The sequence below is a fragment of the Candidatus Polarisedimenticolia bacterium genome (assembly GCA_036001465.1).
Classification (GTDB): Bacteria; Acidobacteriota; Polarisedimenticolia; order Gp22-AA2; family Gp22-AA2; genus Gp22-AA3.
Genome location: DASYUH010000046.1, coordinates 41869 through 60636 on the forward strand (window position 1 = coordinate 41869; position 18768 = coordinate 60636).

At 69.0% G+C, this 18768-nt stretch carries 16 protein-coding genes; 10 read left to right on the forward strand and 6 right to left on the reverse strand.

The genetic code is table 11. The annotated features are described in order from the left end of the window. The first annotated feature begins 110 nt into the window (after positions 1 to 110). Positions 111 to 1037 carry a hypothetical protein gene (locus VGV60_09635; protein HEV8701516.1) on the forward strand — a complete coding sequence of 309 codons (927 nt, stop codon included), beginning with the start codon at positions 111 to 113 and terminating at the stop codon, positions 1035 to 1037. Between the two features lie 139 nt (positions 1038 to 1176). On the opposite strand, the gene VGV60_09640 is transcribed toward VGV60_09635, so the two are convergent. Next, positions 1177 to 4377 (reverse strand): S8 family serine peptidase, encoded by a 3201-nt coding sequence (locus VGV60_09640; protein HEV8701517.1) that lies wholly within the window; start codon positions 4375 to 4377, stop codon positions 1177 to 1179. 272 nt (positions 4378 to 4649) lie between these two features. Here VGV60_09640 and purS point away from each other — a divergent pair, with 272 nt between their 5' ends. From purS to VGV60_09680, 8 genes are read left to right on the forward strand one after another with little or no spacing between them, the layout of a single operon-like run. Further along, positions 4650 to 4895, forward strand: a complete 246-nt coding sequence (purS, locus tag VGV60_09645; protein ID HEV8701518.1) for a phosphoribosylformylglycinamidine synthase subunit PurS — start codon at positions 4650 to 4652, stop codon at positions 4893 to 4895. A 12-nt stretch (positions 4896 to 4907) separates the two neighbouring features. Then, entirely contained in the window at positions 4908 to 5618 is a 711-nt protein-coding gene (gene purQ / locus VGV60_09650) for a phosphoribosylformylglycinamidine synthase subunit PurQ (protein ID HEV8701519.1), read from the forward strand. 52 nt (positions 5619 to 5670) lie between these two features. Beyond that, positions 5671 to 5853: an SEC-C metal-binding domain-containing protein gene (locus tag VGV60_09655; protein ID HEV8701520.1), complete on the forward strand. Its 183-nt coding sequence runs from the start codon at positions 5671 to 5673 to the stop codon at positions 5851 to 5853. Positions 5854 to 5860: 7 nt separating this feature from the next. Then, positions 5861 to 8095, forward strand: a complete 2235-nt coding sequence (gene purL, locus VGV60_09660; GenBank protein HEV8701521.1) for a phosphoribosylformylglycinamidine synthase subunit PurL — start codon at positions 5861 to 5863, stop codon at positions 8093 to 8095. An 8-nt stretch (positions 8096 to 8103) separates the two neighbouring features. Further along, a complete protein-coding gene (locus VGV60_09665) occupies positions 8104 to 9123 on the forward strand; it encodes a glyceraldehyde 3-phosphate dehydrogenase NAD-binding domain-containing protein (protein ID HEV8701522.1) in 1020 nt (339 codons plus the stop codon). Beyond that, entirely contained in the window at positions 9120 to 10130 is a 1011-nt protein-coding gene (gene gap, locus VGV60_09670) for a type I glyceraldehyde-3-phosphate dehydrogenase (protein ID HEV8701523.1), read from the forward strand. The genes VGV60_09665 and gap overlap by 4 nt, the downstream gene beginning before the upstream one ends. After that, positions 10127 to 11533: a class II fructose-bisphosphate aldolase gene (locus VGV60_09675; GenBank protein HEV8701524.1), complete on the forward strand. Its 1407-nt coding sequence runs from the start codon at positions 10127 to 10129 to the stop codon at positions 11531 to 11533. The genes gap and VGV60_09675 overlap by 4 nt, the downstream gene beginning before the upstream one ends. Positions 11534 to 11581: 48 nt before the next feature. After that, positions 11582 to 12760: a 6-phosphofructokinase gene (locus VGV60_09680; protein HEV8701525.1), complete on the forward strand. Its 1179-nt coding sequence runs from the start codon at positions 11582 to 11584 to the stop codon at positions 12758 to 12760. A 46-nt stretch (positions 12761 to 12806) separates the two neighbouring features. Here VGV60_09680 and VGV60_09685 read toward each other — a convergent pair whose 3' ends face one another. Continuing rightward, complete coding sequence (locus tag VGV60_09685) at positions 12807 to 13256, reverse strand: rhodanese-like domain-containing protein (protein HEV8701526.1); 450 nt, start codon at positions 13254 to 13256, stop codon at positions 12807 to 12809. Positions 13257 to 13297: 41 nt separating this feature from the next. Beyond that, on the reverse strand, positions 13298 to 14032 hold the full coding sequence (locus tag VGV60_09690; protein HEV8701527.1) for a uracil-DNA glycosylase: 735 nt from the start codon (positions 14030 to 14032) through the stop codon (positions 13298 to 13300). Positions 14033 to 14067: 35 nt separating this feature from the next. Between VGV60_09690 and VGV60_09695 the strand changes: the two genes are divergently transcribed. After that, positions 14068 to 14412 (forward strand): hypothetical protein, encoded by a 345-nt coding sequence (locus VGV60_09695; protein HEV8701528.1) that lies wholly within the window; start codon positions 14068 to 14070, stop codon positions 14410 to 14412. Between the two features lie 13 nt (positions 14413 to 14425). Here VGV60_09695 and VGV60_09700 read toward each other — a convergent pair whose 3' ends face one another. The 3 genes from VGV60_09700 to VGV60_09710 all read right to left on the reverse strand — a co-directional run bounded on the left by VGV60_09700 (position 14426) and on the right by VGV60_09710 (position 18711). Next, complete coding sequence (locus tag VGV60_09700; protein HEV8701529.1) at positions 14426 to 14896, reverse strand: hypothetical protein; 471 nt, start codon at positions 14894 to 14896, stop codon at positions 14426 to 14428. After that, positions 14893 to 16569, reverse strand: a complete 1677-nt coding sequence (locus VGV60_09705; GenBank protein HEV8701530.1) for a SpoIIE family protein phosphatase — start codon at positions 16567 to 16569, stop codon at positions 14893 to 14895. The genes VGV60_09700 and VGV60_09705 overlap by 4 nt, the downstream gene beginning before the upstream one ends. A 75-nt stretch (positions 16570 to 16644) precedes the next feature. Beyond that, entirely contained in the window at positions 16645 to 18711 is a 2067-nt protein-coding gene (locus VGV60_09710; protein HEV8701531.1) for a PxKF domain-containing protein, read from the reverse strand. Positions 18712 to 18768: the final 57 nt, after the last annotated feature.

Sequence of the window (18768 nt, forward strand, 5' to 3'; positions counted from 1 at the left end):
TCGACGCGCGCCTCCTTCCGTCGATTCCGCTCCGAACATCGCTGTAGCACGCCGCCCGGATCTGCGTATATTCCCCCCGCATCCGCACAGATCAGGAGGCCGGGGGGGAAATGCGAGCGACGAAGCGAGGGGCGGGGATGGCCATCGCGCTGCTCGCCTGGATGCCCCTGCCGGTCCTACCCCAGACGACCTCGACGGAGATCGACCTCAGCCTGAGGCACGGCCCCGGTCCTTCCGACGTGACGCTCGAGTGGACCGGGGGACTGCCGACCTTCGAGATCTTCAGGTCGGCCGATCCGAAGGCGGTCTGCGATGCCGGCGGCTCGCTGGGGGTCACCGACGAGCGCACGTGGTTCGACCTTGCGCCCCCGGGGACCGTCTTCTACCGGGTGCACAGCGCCGCGGCGGTCGAGCCGCCCGAGACGTGCAATGGGGCGGACGACGACTGCAACGGCATCTCCGATGACGGCGCCCTCGGTTGCAACGCCGCCCTGTGCGAGAGCTGCGTGGGGGGCGCGTGCCGGAGCCGGTGCGGCGCCTGCGAGGACTGCGTCAACGGGACCTGCCAGACACGCTGCGGTTCCTGCCAGGCGTGTCTCAACGGAACATGCGCTCCTTGCGACGCGGCCCCATGCCAGACCTGCGTGGGCGGCGTCTGCCAGGGGACCTGCGACGAGACCCAGTGTCTCGTCTGCGGGCCAGGCGGCACCTGCGTCAGCTCCTGCGCCGCCTGCGAGACCTGTCTCGGCGGGCTGTGCTTGGACTCCTGCGATCGCGACCAGTGTCTGAGCTGCCAGTCGGGAGTGTGCAAGCCGTTCTGCGATCCGGTGTGCCAGACCTGCACGCCGCAGGGCTGCCGGGACACCTGCGGCGCTTGCCAGCGCTGCGCGGGGGGCGCCTGTCACAGCCTGTGCAGCCCGGACGCCTGCGAGGAGTGCGTGGACGGCATGTGCCGCAGCCGGTGCGCCGCGGGCGAAACCTGCGTGGGTGGAGTCTGCGGGGGAGCCGGGGCGTCGTTCAGCCCGGCCGGCTACTGAAAATCAGGCCGGCGGCCTTCGTCACCGAGTGTCCGTGACGGAGGCCGCCGGCCTCATTCAGACAAGAACCTGATCACAACCAGGGCGTTGCGGGGGCGGCCCGGGGCCCGACGGCCCCGGTGCCGCTCCCGCCCCGCCTTCAGTGCACCATGATGATGGCTGCTTCGCGCTCGGACTTCGAGTCCCGCAGCATCAGCAACAGTCCGGTCTGCGACGGCGACGCCACATCGCCGCCGGGAATGGCGTCGATGGTGAGCGTGCTGCTGCCGCCGGCCGGAACGCCGGCCGCGGGAACGCCCGATCCGACGAAGCGCGGGGTTCCGAGCGTCAGCGTCTTGCCCTCGATGGCGTCGGTCAGGGCGCCCGTGAAGTAGTTGTCGAAGGCGTAGAACGAGGCGTCGAACTGCGTTCCCGGGGTGAGCCCGAGGTTCGCGAGAGGCGCCGTCAGGATGGCGTTCCCCGAGTCGAGGTCGGCGTCGGTGAAGAAGAAGATCGACGTGGCCCCCGTGGCGATGTTGAACACGGCCGTGACGTTCTGCCCGGAGGAGGCGAAGGTGCCGTTCTCGCGGTTGAACACGACGAAGTCCGGGTTCCCGTCACGGTTGTTGTCGATGTACACGTCGAACTCGGCCGGGTAGTTCGGATGCGCCCGCGTTCCGAAGGTGTTGATCGCGAACTGCACGCCGAAAGCCCCCCCGCCGATCCCGACGAGACGCGCCCCGACCGCTCTCAGATCGACGATCTCGAAGTTCTCCCCGGGATTGGGCAGGAACGGATTGGGAATCTTGCCGCTCGTCCCCAGCAATGAGAAGACGTCGAGGCGCCCGTCGACGACGCCCGTTGCGTTGCTCAGCCCGAGGGTCCCCGTGCCGCCGACGAGCGTGACATCGTGGGCCGCGGGCGTCACGCCCGCCGAGCGGTGCGGCAGGATGTGCCAGGCCAGGTGGGCGCCGTCGGTCGCATCGGCGATGTCGATGTAGCCGTCGAACTCGACCCCCTGCAGCCTGAAGCCGTCGCCGCCCCGGCTGCCGCCGTTGAGCGTCCAGACGGGCAGCTTGGTGGGATCGACGCTCAGCTTCACCTTGAAGGTGGCGCTGCCGTTCCCCGGCACGACGATGCTCGCAGGGGCGCTCAGGGTCACCGCACCGCCCGCCGCGTCGTCCGCGTAACGGAACGAGGGCGTGATCGAGTACGTGCGCGCGGTGCCAGCGTAATTGCGCACCCGCACCGTCTTGTTGAGATCCTTGGACGAGCTGGCCTGCAGGTAGCCGAACGACAGGCTGCCGCCGGTTCCGCCGTCGTCCCAGGCCGCCGTCGTGCTGTCGGCCGCCCGGTTCACGCGCACCTCGCCGCCGCCGATCCGGGTGATCGGCGCCAGGACGCCGGGCTGGGTGGCCGGGTTGATCAGGACGTTCCGCTCGGCGGTGTTCATCAGCACCGACTTGATCTCGAGCGGGGTGCGCGTCGGGTACTTCTGGAGCAGGAGGGCCGCCGATCCCGCAACCATCGGAGAAGCCCCGGAGGTCCCGCCGAAGACCGATGCGCCCGTTCCCGAGCCGGCCTCGCACGAGACGGAGGCGCCGGGCGCCCCGATGTCCGGCTTGATCGCCTGCTGGCTGACGTTGGGACCGCGCGACGAGGAGCTCACCATGCTCCCCGCGAGCGAAAAGGTGTTCGCGGGTGACACGGTGACGACGACCGGCGCGGTGATGTTCGCCTTGATCAGGTTGGACGTGGCCTGCGTGATCACCAGCGTCGGCACGAACGTGTCCCCTCCGCCGAAGGAGAAGGAGACCGCGTCTCCCGCCGCGACGAGGCCGATCAGCACGCCGACGGCACCCGCTTTCGCGGCCCGGTCGACCTTGAGGCTGATGTTGCACGCCCCGCGATCGATCAGCGCGACCTTGCCGGCCGGATCGGCGAGATAGGGATCTCCGCCAACGGGCACGGGGGCCGGCGACCCGACGGGGCAGCCACGGCCGACGAAGGCCACGGGCACGCTCGTGAAGCCGGCGCCAATCGGGGCCCAGTCCACGGTCGCGGTGTTCGGATAGGTCCCGGCGATGTTCGCCGGCGAATTGATCACCAGCGGGAAGACGGTGGCGCTCGGGACCTGGGTCTGCGCCGTGCCGATCACCTCGGGGGCCGACCCCGGGGAGCCGGTGATGTACGGCCGGTCGGCGCTGTTGCCCGCCGAGCAGGCCACCACGACTCCGGCGCGCACCACGTTGGCCGCCGCCTCGGACGTGTCGTCCTCCGCCTGTCCGTAGGGGGAGCCGATCGACATGTTCAGCACGTCCACGGCGTCGGACATATCGCCATCGCCATCAGGATCGAGGGCAAAATCCATCCCCATGAGCATGGCAAGACCGCTGCAGGAGGTCGACACGCTGCTGCAGACCTTCACGGCGTACAGGCTGGCCCCCGGAGCAACCCCCTTGTGGGATCCACCATTGTTGCCGCCGATGATGTCGGCGACGTGGCTGCCGTGGCTGCCGGCGCAGGGGGCGGGGATGGCCGCTGGCCCGCAGTCGATCGGGTCGGGGTCGCCGACGAGGCAGGCCCTGGGCGTGCCGTCGGGGTTCAGGCCGCAGCGAGCGGGGTCCGGCGTGGGCCACACTTCGCCCACGAAGTCGGTCCCGCCGATGACCTTCGCCGTCGGGAACAGACCGTCCGTCGTGGTGTTGCGCGGATCGGAGGTCGTCGTGCCGTAGGCATCGGTGTAGGCCGCCGCCGTCCCGGGGCCGCCGAAGAAGGCGTGCGTGTAGTCGATCCCCGAATCCAGGACCGCGACCCGGACGCCCGTTCCGTCGACCCCCGCGGCCTGGACCGCCGCCGCGCCGATGTACGGCACCGTCTCGCTGAGATCGAGCTGGAAGTTCAGAAGGGGGCGGATCGACCGGATGCCGGGCAGCTCCGCGATGGCCCGAAGCCTCGATGCGTCGACCGCGACGGCGATGGCGTTATCCGCCTTGCTGACGCGCCCCAGCTCGCGGCCGCCGAGGGCGCGGATCCGTCCCATCAGCGCATCCTGCTTCCCTTTCAGTTCACGCAGGTACGCTCTCTGCTCGGACGGGCTCAGCGCGCCTCCGACCTTCTTGAAGTTGCGGCCGTGCTTCACCGACAGCGGCGCATCCACAAGGCCAATAACGACTTCGACCTCTCCCTTGGACGCGTAAAGCAGGGGCTTGACCTGGTCCACGAGCACGTTGGGACCCACGGCCAGCCCGGAAGCGTCGACCAGCCCTTCGCTGGCGGACCCGACGGCCTGGGGCGTCTGCCCCAGCATCGCGGCGACCAGGAACAACAGGGCGGTCCCTACACGGACGAATCTCTTCATCTGCGGCCCTCCCTCTGAACGTGAATAGGCCAGGGCAAGAAACGCCCTGGGCATGGACTATTGAATGTGGACTCAGCAATACGGCTCCCTAAGTCTCCCCGTATTTCGCCTTTCGTCAAGGGAAAATCGTGCCAGCACGCAAAATTTCTCGGTGACCGCAGTCACAGTCCGGACGGCGGCCCCTCGCAGCGCACGCCCCCTCCGCCGTTCATGGCAGCGACCCGCCCCCTGTGCTATCCTTTCGCTTGCTTCGGCGCTCCGGAGGCCCATTCTTGAAAGCGCGCGTCTACGTCACCCTCAAGCGGGGAGTGCTGGATCCCCAGGGCAAGACGGTCTGCTCGTCGCTCCATCAGCTCGGCTATCGCGAAGTGACCGACGTCCGCGTCGGGAAGTGCATGGAGGTCACCCTGGGCGGCCTGCCCCGCCGCGAAGCCGAACAACGCCTCAAGTCGATGTGCGAGAAGCTCCTCGCGAACACGGTCATCGAGGACTATCGCTTCGAGATCTATGAGGAGTAGCGAGGGGAACCGGTGAAGTTCGGGATCGTCGTCTTCCCCGGCTCCAATTGCGACCACGATGTCTATCACGTGGCCAAGCACGTCCTGGGCCACGAGGCGGCGTTCCTGTGGCACAAGGACGCCGCCTTCAGCGGCATCGACTGCGTGGTCCTGCCCGGCGGGTTCGCGCACGGCGACTACCTGCGCACCGGGGCGATCGCCCGCTTCTCGCCGATCATGAAGCCGATCGAGGCGTTCGCGGCGCGGGGCGGCCTGGTCTTCGGCATCTGCAACGGCTTCCAGGTCCTGACCGAGGCCGGCCTGCTCCCGGGGGCGCTGATGCGGAACGCCGGGCTGAAGTACATCTGCCGGGACGTTTTCCTCCGGACGGAACGCCAGGACACGCCCTACACGGCGCGCATCCGACAGGGGACCGTCCTGAGGATCCCCATCGGCCACGGCGAAGGGTGCTACTACGCGCCGGAAGAGGCCCTGAAGGAGCTCGAGGAGAAACGGCAGGTGGTGTTCCGCTACTGCGACGCCAGCGGTGAAGTGTCCGCCGCGTCGAACCCGAACGGGTCGCTGCGCGGCATCGCCGGCATCTGCAACGCGCGCGGCAACGTCCTCGGGTTGATGCCGCATCCCGACCGCTGCGCCGAAGAGGTCCTGGGGAACGCCCAGGGGCGCCGGATTTTCGATTCGATCGTGGCCGCCTGGGAGCAGGCGCGCCGGCAGCGGATCTAGGAGTGTGTCCGAGCGTTCGGCCGGGCTCGATCACCCGATCGAGGAGGCGTGAGTGCTGAAGAAGCTGAAGAAGATCCTGGCGGGGGGGCCCCGGGTCGACTACTCGGGCGTGGGGAGGAACGATCCCTGCCCCTGCGAGAGCGGCGAGAAGTTCAAGAACTGCTGCATCGACAAGGTCGAGAAGAAGGCGCGCGCCGAGCGCGACGCGAGCCTGTTCGGGAATCGGAAGGGATGACCAAGGGATGAACGAGGAGCCCCGGGTCACGCGCGATCTCGCCGTGGCGCACGGCATGACGCCCGAGGAATACGACCGGGCGTCCGGAGCGCTGGGCCGCACGCCGTCCTACACCGAGCTCGGCATCTTCTCGGTCATGTGGTCGGAGCACTGCTCGTACAAGAGCAGCCGGGTCCATCTGAAGCGGCTTCCGACCGAAGGGCCCCGCCTGATCCAGGGTCCGGGCGAGAACGCCGGGATCGTGGAGATCGGCGAGGGGATCGCCGCCGTCTTCAAGATGGAGAGCCACAACCACCCGTCGTACGTCGAGCCGTACCAGGGGGCGGCGACCGGCGTGGGGGGCATCCTGCGCGACATCTTCACCATGGGGGCGCGGCCGATCGCATCGCTCAACTCGCTGCGCTTCGGCGCCCTCGACCACCCGCGCACGCGCTACCTGGTCTCGGGGGTGGTCTCCGGCATCGCCGGATACGGCAACAGCATCGGCGTGCCGACGGTCGGAGGGGAGATCTACTTCCATCCGTCGTACAACGGCAACATCCTGGTGAACGTCTTCAGCCTGGGGATCATCAGGCGCGACAAGATCCACAGGGGGATCGCGTCGGGGCCGGGCAACCCGGTGATCTACGTCGGCTCGAAGACGGGGCGCGACGGGATTCACGGCGCGTCGCTTCTGGCCTCGTCCGAGTTCGACACGACCTCCGAGTCGAAGCGCCCCACCGTGCAGGTGGGGGACCCGTTCACAGAAAAGCTCCTGCTCGAGGCCTGCCTCGAGGTGATGAAGGCGCCGGGCCTGGTCGTCGGCATCCAGGACATGGGAGCGGCCGGGCTGACCTGCTCGACCGTGGAGATGGCGGCGCGCGCGGGCACCGGCATGGAGATCGACCTCGACAAGGTCCCCCTGCGCGAGGAGGGGATGACGCCGTACGAGATCATGCTGTCGGAGTCGCAGGAGAGGATGCTCCTGGTGGCCACGGGCCAGACTGAAGCGAAGGTGCGCGAGGTGTTCCACAAGTGGGACCTGGACGCCTCGGTCGTCGGCCGGGTCACGGAGACCGGGCGGGTGCGGATCCACTTCAAGGGACGGACGGTGGCCGACGTGCCGGCGGACGCCCTGGTCGAGGACGCGCCCCGCTACCGGCGGCCGAGCGCCCGCCCGGCCTGGCAGGACGGGCTGGCGGATCTGGCTCTCGGCTCGATCAAGGACCTGTCCGAAGGCACGCAGGCGCTCCAGACCCTGTCCACCTCGCTGAACCTGTGCAGCCGCGAGGAGGTGTACTCGGAGTACGACCACATGGTCCGCAGCAACACGGTGGTGCGGCCGGGATCGGACGCCGCGGTCATCCGGCTGAAGGGGACGAGGTACGCCCTGGCCCTGACGGTCGACTGCAACGCGCGCTACTGCCACCTCGACCCGGCCGCGGGGGCGCGGCTGGCGGTGGCGGAGGCGGCGCGCAACCTGGCCTGCGCCGGCGCGGTCCCCATCGGTACGACCGATTGCCTGAACTTCGGCAATCCGGAGCGGCCGGAGGTGATGTGGCAGTTCGAGCAGGCGATCGACGGCATCGCCGACGCCTGCCGGGCCTTCGACGCGCCGATCGTCGGGGGGAACGTGTCGTTCTACAACGAGACCGAGGGGAAAGGGATCCATCCGACTCCGACGATCGCCATGGTCGGCTTCCTGGTCGACGTGAAGGGGGCGATCACCCAGTGGTTCAAGAAGGAGGGGGACCTCGTCCTGCTCCTCGGCGGAGCGGAAGGGACCCTGGGCGGAAGCGAATACCTGGCGCTCCTGCACGGCATCGAGGCGGGCCGTCCGCATCCGGTCGACCTCGGGAAGGAGAGGGCCCTGCACGATCTCGTTCGGACGGCGCGTGACGCGGGGCTGGTGGCCTCCGCCCACGACTGTTCGGAAGGCGGTCTGGCCGTGGCGCTGCTCGAATCGTGCATCACCGGACCGAACGGGGCCGTGGGGGCCACGATCTCGCTGGAGGGGAAGGGCCGCCTGGACGAGATCCTGTTCGGCGAGGCCCCCACCCGCATCGTCGTCACGACACCCCCCGATTGCCGGGCCCGCCTGGAGCATGCGGCCGCCGCGGCCGGAGTGCCGGTCCAATCGATCGGCCGCGTCGGCGGACAGCGCCTGACGATCGCCGCCTCCGGCTCCCCGGTCGTCGACCTCGAAACGGTCCCCGCCCGCGCCGCCTGGCGCGAGGCCCTGGCCATTCACCTCCAGGGCTGACCGGAGAGATGCCTGTCACCCTCGGACTGTCGGGATTCGGCCGCATCGGCCGCAACCTGTTCCGCCTTCTATACATGAGCGACGACATCCGGATCGGCGCCGTGTCCGACATCGCCGACCCCGAGGCCCTCGTCTATCTCCTGAGGTACGACACGATCCTGGGACGCTTCCCGGACCTGGTCACCTGGAAGAACGGCCGCCTGTACACCCGGGGGAGGGAGATCCCGATGCTCTCGGGGAAGGACGCCGGGTCCGCGCGCTGGGGGGACCTGGGCGTGGACTACGTCGTCGAGGCGACCGGGCGCGACCGCTCGCGCGCCGAGATCGAGGCCCACCTTGCGGCCGGCGCCCGCCGCGTGATCCTGTGCGTGCCGCCGCACGAGCGGCCCGACATCTCGGTTGTCTATGGCGTCAACCACGACCGTCTCCGCCCGGAGCACCGCATCGTGAGCAACGCCTCCTGCACGGCGCACTGCGCCGCGCCCCTCTTGCTGATGCTGCACGACGCCTGGGGGGTCGACCGGGCCCACCTGACCGTGGTGCACGCCTACACCAGCACCCAGCGCCTGGCGGACGTCCCGGCGGAGGACCTGCGGCTGTCGCGCGCCGCCGCGGAGAACATCGTGCCGTCCGAGACCAACGCCGCCGCCGTTCTCGAAGAGGTCCTGCCGCAGCTGGCCGGGCGGCTCCACGCGTCCGCCCTGCGCGTCCCTCTGCCGGACGGATCGCTGGTGGACATGACGCTCTGGACGGGGCGCGCGGTCACGCGCGAAGGGGTCAACGAGGCGGTGCGGACCGCCGCGGCCGGTTCCTACAAGGGGATCGTGGAGTTCAGCGAGGACCCGATCGTGTCGAGCGACGTGCAGGGGAGCCCGCATTCCTCGATCTTCGACTCGCTGGCCACGATGGTCCTGGGGGACCACCTCGTCAAGGTGATCGCCTGGTTCAACAACGGCTGGGGCTACTCGCACCGGGTCCTCGACCTGGTCCGCCGCCTGCGGGAGATCGACGCGGGGAAGCGCTCATGACGATCCGGATCGGCATCAACGGCTTCGGCCGGATCGGCCGCACGATCTTCCGGATCGTCGACGATCGTCAGGACATGCAGATCGTGGCGATCAACGACCTGTTCGCGCCCAAGGCCCTCGCCTACCTGCTGCACTACGACACGGTGATGGGGACGTTCGAGAAGCCGATCGCCTTCGAGAAGGACGCCCTGATCGTCGCGGGGCGTCGCATCCCGCTGACGGCCGAGCGGGATCCAGCCCGCGTGCCCTGGGGGGCCGCCGGCGCGGACATCGTGATCGAGGCGACCGGTGTTCTGCGGGAGCGGGCCCGTCTCGATCTGCACCTCAAGGCCGGCGCCAAGAAGGTCATCCTGACCGTGCCGCCCAAGGACGACGTGGACGCCATCGTCGTGCTGGGAGTGAACGACCACGTCCTGACTCCCGCGCACCACATCGTCTCCAACGCCTCCTGCACGACCAATTGCCTGGCGCCCGTGGCCAAGGTCCTGGACGAACGGTTCGGCATCGAGCACGGGTTCATGACCACGGTGCACGCCTACACCAACGATCAGCGACTCGCCGACGTGGCGCACAAGGACTTCCGCCGGGCGCGCGCCGCGGCCCGCAACCTGATCCCGACTTCCACGGGGGCGGCGCGCGCGGTGGGGAAGGTGCTCCCCCAGCTGAAGGGGAAGCTGGACGGGCTGGCGATCCGGGTCCCCGTGCCGGACGGGTCGGTCGTCGATCTCATTGTCAGGCTCGGACGCGAGGCGACGGCCGACGAGGTGAACGGCGCCGTCCGCGAGGCGGCGCGAGGTGCGCTCGGGCGCGTCCTCGAATACTGCGAGGAGCCGATCGTCTCCTCGGACATCATCGGCAACCCCCACAGCTCGATCTTCGACGCCCTGTCGACCTCCCGGATCGGCCCCAGGGAGATGCGTGTGCTGGCGTGGTACGACAACGAGTGGGGCTACTCGCACCGCGTGGTGGACCTGGCGGCGCGGCTGGCGGAGATGATCCCAGGATGAATGGTGCCGGCGCGGGTGGCTTGCTCCAGGCGTTCCGGCCGACTTTCACGGTCTCCGGGGACGGGGACGTCGAGCTCCTCCGGCCTGCGGATCTGAGGGGGGAGGCGACCGATCGGCTGGTGCGCGCGGCCGTGTTCGGGAGCGAGGCCGAGTCGGCCGCGGCCCGCTGGCTCATCCGGGAGCTGGCGCGGATCCAGGGGATCCTGCCGGCCTCGATCCAGACGCTGTACGAGGCGATGGGCCGCGGCGAGACGGACGGTTTCACGACGCCGGCCCTGAACCTGCGCGGCATGGCGTACGACATGGCACGGGCGGCCTTGCGTTCGCTGCTCGACCTGGAGGCCGGCCCCGTGGTGTTCGAGCTGGCCCGCTCCGAGATGCGCTACGCCGCCCAGACGCCCCAGGAATACGCCACGGTGATCCTGGCGGCCGCCCTGCGCGAAGGGTTTCGGGGCCCCCTGTTCATCCAGGGGGACCATTTCCAGGTCAACGCGAAGAGGTTCCAGGCCGGCGGGGCCGCGCGCGAGGACGAGGTCGGCGCCCTGCGCGACCTGATCGCGGACGCGATCGCCGCGGGGTTCTACAACATCGACATCGATGCCTCGACGGTCGTGGCGCTCGATCGCGGCCCGATCCCGGAGCAGCAGCGCGACAACTACGAGACCCAGGCCGAGCTGACCGCCTGGGTGCGAAAGCGGCAGCCGCCCGGGGTCGTCGTCTCGGTGGGTGGGGAGATTGGAGAGGTCGGCGGAAAGAACTCGACGCCCGAGGAGCTTCGGGCCTTCATGGATGGTCTCGGGACCGAGCTGTCGCGGCGCGACGGGACGCTCCCCGGAATCAGCAAGGTCTCGATCCAGACCGGCACGACGCACGGCGGCGTGCCGCTCCCGGACGGATCGGTCGCGAAGGTGGCGATCGATTTCGCCTGCCTGCGCGCCCTGTCCGACATCGCCCGGCGCGAGTACGGAATGGCGGGGGCGGTCCAGCACGGCGCCAGCACCCTCCCCGCGGAGGCGTTCGGGGAGTTCCCGAAGCATGGTGCGGCGGAGGTGCACCTGGCGACGGAGTTCCAGAACATCGCGCTCGATCATCCGGAGTTCCCCCGGGACCTGAAGGGGGAGATGTACGCCTGGGTCGAAGCCCACTGCGCGGCGGAACGGAAGGCGGGGATGACCGACGAGCAGTTTCGCTACAAGACACGCAAGAACGCCTGGGGACCGTTCAAGGCCGAGACCTGGGGCCTGCCCGAGACGGTGCGGGCGGCGCTGCGGGAGACGCTGCAGGCCAAGTTCGGGACGCTGTATCAGAAACTGGGGGTCGCGGGCCGAGGCGCCTCCGCCGCCCGGCTCGTCCGGCCGGCGGAGGTCCGCACGCCGCCGCCCGCCCCGCTTCTGGTGGATTGAACCGATCGGCCCGGGCCGATCCGATTCCACGAGGAGGAGGCGCGCCGCATGCATGTCGGGGTCCTGACCGGCGGGGGGGATGTTCCGGGCCTCAACGCCGCCATCAAGTCGATCTACCGGGCCGCGAAGGACCGGGGGTGGATCCGCCACGGTGGCGACGACGCCGACGTGACCGGCATCCTGCGCGGCTGGATGGGGGCGGTGCAGATGGGCGACGCCGCGTCCGGCTCCGTCCTGCCCCTGACCGACGAAAAGGTCCGGACGGTCGATCGCTTCGGCGGGACCTTTCTCCACACGTCGCGCACCCGCCCCGACCGGATGGGCCTGAAGGACCTCCCCCCGGGCCTCGCCGCCCGGCGCGCCGGACTTCCGAGGGTCGAGGGCCGGGACGATCTCTTCGACGTCACCGACGAGGTGATCGGGAATCTCCGGCGCGCCGGTATCGAGTGGCTGGTCGCGATCGGCGGGGACGACACCCTGGGGTACGCCCACACGCTGGGCGCGCGCGGCTTTCCGGTCGTCGGAATCCCGAAGACGATGGACAACGACGTACGCGGGACGGAATACGCCATCGGCTACAAGACCGCGCTGACGCGCGCGGACCAGTTCATCAACCGCCAGCGGACCCACCTCGGATCGAACGAGACGATCGGCGTGTTCCGCATCTTCGGCCGGAACGCCGGCTTCACGGCCCTCGGGACCGCCATGGCGATCTCCGATCTCCGCTGCGCCATCCCGGAGCACGCGTTCGACCTCGAGGCCCTCTGCCGCCTGGTGCAGAGGGACTACGAGCAGAACGAGAACCACTACGCACTGGTGCTGATTTCGGAAGGGGCGATCTGGCAGGGGGGGCGGCTCGACGAGCTCGGTCCGCCGGACGCGTACGGCCACCGCAAGAAAGCCAACGTCGGCGAGGCCCTGGCCGACGCGATCACACGGCGGACGGGGCTCCCGACCCGTCACCAGGAGCTGACCTACGACCTGCGAAGCGGCAGCCCCGACGCCATCGACAAGATCGTCGCGAACACCTTCGGCACGTTGTCCGTCGACCTCATCGCGCGGGGGATGAGCGGCCGGATGATCTGCCTCAAGGACGGCCTCTACTCCCACACCGATCTGCCCGACCCGGCCCTGGGCGCGCGCACCGTCGACGTGGCCGCGCACTACGACACGGCCCGGTTCCGTCCCAACTTCTCCGGCCTCCTCGGCCGGCCGGTCTTCCCTTAGGCCGAATACCCGGGCCGGCTCAGAGGCCCCATACCCGGACACACTCCTAGGTTTTCCCGGCCTTTCGCCGGAGCGATCCGTAGCCGACGCCCTCGCCCGCCTCGCGGCTCTCGGGGTAGCCGAGCTCGCGCCAGCCGGGGGCCACCATGATGCCGAACGCGTCGGCCATGCCGTGGAAGCCGCCGAGGATCCATCTGACCTTGGGATAGCCGCTCTGGGTCAGGAGGTTCGCCGCCATCTCGGCGCGGGGGCCGGACCGGCAGCCGATCAGGATGAGCGTGTGCTCCGGCACCGCGGCGCGCACCACGTCCAGGAAATCGGGATTCGCCTCGAAGCGTTGCAGGAGCGGATTGGGGGCCCCTACGGGGACGTTGATCGCCCCCTCCGGGTGCCCCTCGGCGAACTCCTCCTCGGTGCGCACGTCGAGGTAGACGGCGTCCTTCTCGTTCCGGAGCGCCTCCCTGGCCTGCTTGACGTCGATTCGTTCGGGTGCCATCGGTCCTCTCCATGTGAATGGCCGTGTGCGGCCGATCCATTCTAGCCCGAAGCGGGATGCGCGTCCCGCCCGCGGGGGCCGGGAGGCCCCGGAACGAGCGCACGTGCCCTGCCGAAGACGGCATGCCACATCGGCCGCGTCAGGAGCCCGGTCTGGGTGTTCCGGCGGCTGGGATGGAAGGACGCGAGGAGGATCGTTCCGTCCGGGAGTCGCGTCTCGGCGCCGTGGGCGAAGCGCGGCCGCTCGGGCGCCCGCAGCCGGTCCCGCCACCCGGACGCACCAAGGTATCCGTCGAAGGCGACCCGGCCGAGCGTGACGACCACCCGGACCTCCTGCAACAGGCGAATCTCGGCCTCGAGGTACGGACTGCAGTTCCGCAGCTCCTGGGGCGTCGGCTTGTTGCCGGGAGGGGCGCAGCGCGCGGCGGCGCTGACGTAGCAGTCGAGGAGCCGCAATCCATCGTGTCGCGACAACGATTCAGGCCGGCTGGCGAACCCGAAACGGTGCAGGGCCTCGTAGAGCCAGTCGCCGCTCGAGTCGCCGGTGAAGACGCGACCGGTGCGGTTGCCGCCATGCGCCGCGGGGGCCAGTCCGACGACGAGGAGCCGCGCCGCCCGGTCCCCGAAGCCGGGGACCGGCCGTCCCCAGTAGGTCCAGGAGCGGAATTCGCGCTTCCTGTCCCGGGCCACGCGTCGGCAGTAGTCGCGCAGTCGCGGGCAGAGCTCGCAGGCGACCACCGACCGCCTCACGGCGTCGAGGCTACTCAAGGTGGGCATCGGACTTGCATTATCCCCTGCAGGAGGAGGCGAACATGAGGAAACTCCTGCCGCTTTGGGTCCTGATCATCGGGATTGGGCTCGCCACGCCGGCCTTGGCCGGTCACCGTGGCCACTCCAGGGGACAGCGGATCGTCCGGGGCGGATATCACTCGCGGCCCGTGTACTACCGACCGCGCCTGGCCTACGACGCCAGCCTCTATTTCAGCCTCGGCCGCCCGGCGTTTGGCGTCGGGCTGTACACCCCGCCTCCGGTCTACTACTTCGGGCCCCCGTCCGTCTATTGCGACATGGGATGCTATCGGCCTGTCTGGGTACCCGGTCACTACATCCGCGACCGGGGGGCCCGGATCTGGATCGCAGGCTACTGGGTCCGCTGAGCGTCCGGGAACATCACGCGGCGGCGATGGGGGGCGGAGCGGCCGGCAGGCGCGCGAACTTGTACCCCTCATAGACCGCGAAGCCGTAGAACAGCACGTCCATCGGGCTGAACGTCTCCACGATCCAGCTGACCGCGACAGCGGGGGTCAGGCCGGCCAGAATGGTCATCAGCGACAGGTCCTGATCCCGGCTGACAAAGACGCACACCACCAGCAGGTTCCCGGCGACGCAGCCGACGAGAGACAGAACGGCGCCGAGGACCTGAAACGACGGGGCGGAACCCTTCCCGAACCGGCGCACGGCGAAGCCGACCAGGAACCCGATGCCGACCGCCATCCAGCCGATCTTCAATCCGGTGAGGACGGTCACGAGCGCCCATGCCGCGGCCCCCGCCGCGGCGGCCAGAAGGCCGGCGAGAAGGGCCATCGGAAGGCTGTCCCCCTCGGGAGTCAGGGGAGTGAAAGTCTGCGGTTGCTCGCTCACGAGACCCTCCTTTTCAGCACCACCAGGGTGGTGTCGTCCTGGCGCGGCGACGCGGCGGAATGCTGCTCGACAGCGGTCGTGGCCCGCCGCACGATCTCCTCGGGCTTCTCGCCGCGGCTTTCCCTGACGATTCCGATGAGGCGCTCTTCGCCGAACTCCTCGTCGGCGGCGCTCCGTCCCTCGGTCGCGCCGTCCGAGAAACAGAGGACGAGGTCGCCGGGGGCCAGATCCAGGGTCCGCGCCGTGTAGGCGGCGCCGGCGAAGAGGCCGAGAGGCGGCCCGGTGGCGATCAGCCGATCGATCGCCTCGCCGGCGCCGAGGCGGCAGGGGGGGTTCTGGCCGGCGTTGACGTACATGAGCGTGTGCGCCGCCGGATCGAGGACGCCGAAGAAGAACGTCACGAAGCGGTTGGCAGGCAGGCGCCGGCACAGGATCTGATTGAGGCGGGAGATGGTGTCGTCCAGAGGCAGATCCATCTCGCACAGGGCATGGAGGCCGGCCTGGAACATGCACATCAGGAGAGCGGCCGGCAGCCCCTTGCCGGCGACGTCCCCCAACGCCACGGCGTAGCGCCCGCCGGGCAGCTCGATGTAGTCGAAGTAGTCCCCCCCGACCGCGCGGCACGGCACGCTGCTGCCGAACACTTCGTAGCCGGGGATCGGCGGGCCCTGGGACGGCAGCAGGTGGTCCTGGATCTCCGCCGCCTTCTGCAGCTCCTGCTCCATCCTCTCGGCGGCGACCACCTGCTCGAACAGCCTGGCATTCTCGATCTTCACCGCCGCGACGTTCGCCAGGAACGACATCAGGCGCAGGTTCTCCTCCCGGAACAGCCCGGCCCGGTGGCGGTTGTCCAGGTAGATGAGGCCGATCACGTCGCGATTGTTCCAGAGCGGGACGCACATCACCGAGCGGAGCTGCTGCGCCTCGACGCTCTGGCCCAGGCGGAAGCGATCGTCGAGCTGCGCGTCGCTGGTCAGGATCGATTCCTTGTTCTGCAGGACGCGATCGGCGATCGTCCGGCTGACCGAGATGATCGCTCCCGACTCGTCGGGGGGGACGCGGATCACCTGGGGGACGAGCCGGTCCCCCTCGGTCAGCATCAGCAGGCCGCGCTCGAACGGCACCGCCCGGCGCGCCAGGTCCATGATGGTCTCGAGGATCTCCGGCAGGGGACGGTGAAAGACCAGCTCCTCGTTGGCCTCCTGGATGATGGCGGCGGCCGAACCCGAGGACATCGAGCCGGAGCGGAAGGGGACGGGAGTGGTCGAATCGAGCACCAGCGGCAGGTCGTTCATGTCGGGCGTGCGCAGCCCGGAGGCCGGCAGAAAGGTGGTCCCGGCTCCGTGCAGGAGCGGCCGGTCGATGAACTCGACGTTCGAAGGCACCCGGCCGTTGAAGACCAGGACGGTCGATCCGAGCCGCACGCGGTCGCCGGCCCCGAGCCGCACCGGATCGGTGATCCGCAGATCGTTGACGAAAGTGCCGTTCTTGCCGCCCGCGTCGACGATGTAGATGCCTTCGGCACGGCGGACCACCGCGGCGTGGTGCCGGGACACGTTCAGGTCCTGCAGCACGAGGTCGTTGCCGGAGGCGCGGCCGATGCGCAGGGTCTCGCCGTCGAGATCGCGGCGCGAGCTCGTCCCCTCCGGCGTGATGACGGTCAGGAAATCCATTGCAGGGCCCCGCGAGGGTGGGGGTCCGGCGGACCGGCCGCGTGGCCGTGTGGCGCCGGACCCCCCCGATCGTCCTTACTTGATCGAAATGAGCACGTCGTGCTCGGAGCCGTCGTCGAGATGCGTCCTGATGATGTAGCTGGCGTTCCGCTGCAGCAACGACGCATCCAGATTATAGATGTACTGGTGGGATGAGGGGTCAAATCTGAACAGGTTGCCGGTGTTGGCGCTCCCGACGCTGCTCACGGCGACCTCTTCGTCTCCGACGATCCCGACCCCGTGGAATAGGACGTCAATCGTGGCCACGGCATTGTCCACGAAGGCGCCGGAGCAGTCCCGAAGCTGGAACTTGACCGGAATCGCGCCTCGCTTCTTCACGAAGACGGTCGAGCCATCCGGGTTGATTGGCGGGAGGTAGTCGCTGAAGACGTAGGTCCCGTCCACCCGTCCGTCGCAGTCGTCGTCGATGTGGTTGCAGGCGACTTCGTCGACCGGCAGGACCGTCTGCCGGCAGCTCAAGGGCAGCGTCGTGCACGACGTCATCCCCTGCCGGCAGGCGCCCAGGAGGCCCGGAGCGGGGCAGGGAATTCCCGGAGGGTCGTCCTCGTCGACCTGGTGGTCGCAATTGTCGTCGAGACCGTTGCACACCTCGCGCGCGTCCGGGAAGATGTCGTCGAACTGATCGTTGCAGTCCACGTCCAGGCTGCTGGCCGCGCACAGGCTGAAGCCGTCGCCGTCCGCGTCCGGGCCTTCCGACCCCGCCGGCAGCCCGCCGCAGAATTCGAGCCGGGCCGCCTCGCTCTGAATGGCGCAGGCCACCTTGACGGGTGACCACGCCACCGAGCCTCCCACGCGCGTGGGGTCCGGCGTGACCGTGGCGATCTGTTCCACGAACTTGGTGACGTCGTTGAAGGCCGGGAAGAACAGCTCGCCGCCGACGATCTCCGAGTGAGAGAACAGCATCCTCAGGTTCAGATTGAAATCCCCGTCCTTCTTCAGGACCATCTCGGTCTGCCCGCCGATCGGCGAGTCGATCGTAAGGACCTGGCAGGGGGACTGCTCGCCGGGGGCCGACGGCGCGTAACCCGGCGGAAACTCCGGCTCGTTCCCGCCCGGCGGGTTGGCGCTGCACACGGACGTGCCGGCCGGCGTATTCTCGCCGTTGCTGATGGCCAGGAGCAGTCCGCCGTCTTGACAGATGGTCTGGTTCTCCGTCGGGCCGGGGCCGAGCGCGCGGAAGCTCGCCGACACGGTGCAGGAGTTCTCGCCTCCGTCGGTGGCGATCACGCGCCCCTGCGCGTCGAGGGAGGGATCGGCCTGAGTCACGCGGAAGGTGACAAAACGCGCCCCGGGATCGAAGGGCGCGACGGTCAGGCTCAGATTGCTCGATCCCTCGTCCAGGAACACGCGCTGGATGCCGGATTCGAATACGCCGATTTCGGCGGCCGACCCGTTGATGCCGGGGACCCCTTCCTCTTCCGCGGGCGCGCCGTGGCACTCGGGAGGGTTCGTGTCTCCCTCCCGTATGGCCAGATACCGGAGATCGTCGATTCCGAACTCCTCGAACCCGCCACCCTGGAGTCCCGACGTGATGATCACCCTCAGGATCGGGACGTTGGACGTCGCTCCGAAAAAGACGGGAGTGAGTTCGCTCTCCGATGTGTTCGAGAGCGGGAACGTCGCGCTCCCTTCGTTGGGGAGCTCGAGCCTCACGGAAGCGGGAGTGCCATTGGGATCGTAATCGGTGAGATAGAACGAGAAGGCCGAAATGGACGGGGCGAAATCGAGGACCATGATCTGGAGGGATTCGCCCGGCGATTCCGAAAGGTACCCGCCGCCGAGGACGTTCGGCCGGCTGGTTGCTCCCGGGTCGTCCAGGACCTGAATGGGGTAGTAGGCGCCCGAGTCCTGATGGGGCGATGAAAAGACGACCCCCGAAATCTGGTCGTTGATCTGAGTTCCCGTTGCGAACTGATCGAAGGTCTCGTGCCGGGCGGAAGCCTCACCGAGAGCCTCGAGGAAGGACGCTTCGTCGGCGTACGTGGTAACGGCCGCGTTGGCGTACGAAGCCCCGGCGGCCAGCCAGGCGGCCAGGATCAGGTCGAAGACGGCGACTCGCACAGGATTCGATGTTGCGTACATCAGCTTTCCCCCTCTCCGGAATGCTTGAAAGCGCACATCTGGTGCGGCTTTTCCACA